Source organism: Paenibacillus sp. P4_A7, assembly GCF_056402455.1.
Genome location: NZ_JBFUHJ010000884.1, coordinates 1 through 742 on the forward strand (window position 1 = coordinate 1; position 742 = coordinate 742).

Annotated in this window: 2 protein-coding genes; both read left to right on the forward strand. The window is 39.8% G+C overall.

Going from position 1 to position 742, the window contains the following annotated elements:
- Nucleotides 1-46 precede the first annotated feature (46 nt).
- Nucleotides 47-379, forward strand: coding sequence for an STAS domain-containing protein (locus AC1DWN_RS34710; RefSeq protein WP_477563341.1), 333 nt, complete (start codon nucleotides 47-49; stop codon nucleotides 377-379).
- Nucleotides 376-742 (forward strand): ATP-binding protein (locus AC1DWN_RS34715; protein WP_477563342.1); only part of this gene is annotated, 367 nt, incomplete at its 3' end. The genes AC1DWN_RS34710 and AC1DWN_RS34715, both read left to right, overlap by 4 nt.

Genomic DNA, 742 nt, shown 5'->3' on the forward strand with positions numbered 1-742 from the left:
GAATGAGAGTAGAACAATTTCAAATTGATCAAGAAGAAACAACGGAATGAGAGTAGAACAATTTCAAATTGATCAAGAAGAAACAACGGATGCATTTATTCTGCATATAAGTGGTGAGCTTGACTTATCTGTTGTTCCGCAGCTTCGGTCAGTATTGGAGCCAGTTGTGCATCAATCGGAGAAAGGACTTATACTGAATTTGAAAAACTTAAAATATATAGACAGCACCGGGATTGGCATTATCGTCTCTGTGCTAAAAATTCGTGATGGATTAAATGCTTCTTTTTATGTGCAAGAAATTCCATCATCCATTAGACGTCTGTTTGATTTGACGGGTTTATCCAGCTATTTAGGAGAAGGGATAGAGGATAAAGGATGAATGAGATTCGTTTACAAATCCCTGCTCATGCGGGCTATATCGAGATCGTGAGAATTTGTTTATATGGCATTGCATCTAAGATGCAATTTTCTTATGAAGATATTGAAGATATGAAGGTTGCTGTCTCGGAGGCTTGCAACAACGCTATATTACATGGTTCACATGCTGCTGAAGAAGATATGGTCGACATTTGTTTTGAATCCTCTGAAGCGGGGCTTACCATCAAGGTCAAAAATAAAGGTCCGGAGTTCCACTCTGAAGCTTTGGATAAAGCTGCTCCGCTGCAAGCTGCGGAAATCAGCGAGCTACCGGTAGGCGGATTAGGTATTTATTTAATGCAAGCACTAATGGATGAGGTAGTTG

Excerpts from the sequence above, each read along its gene's own strand:
- AC1DWN_RS34710 (WP_477563341.1), top strand. The coding sequence starts at position 47 with ATGAGAGTAGAACAATTTCAAATTGATCAAGAAGAAACAACGGATGCA.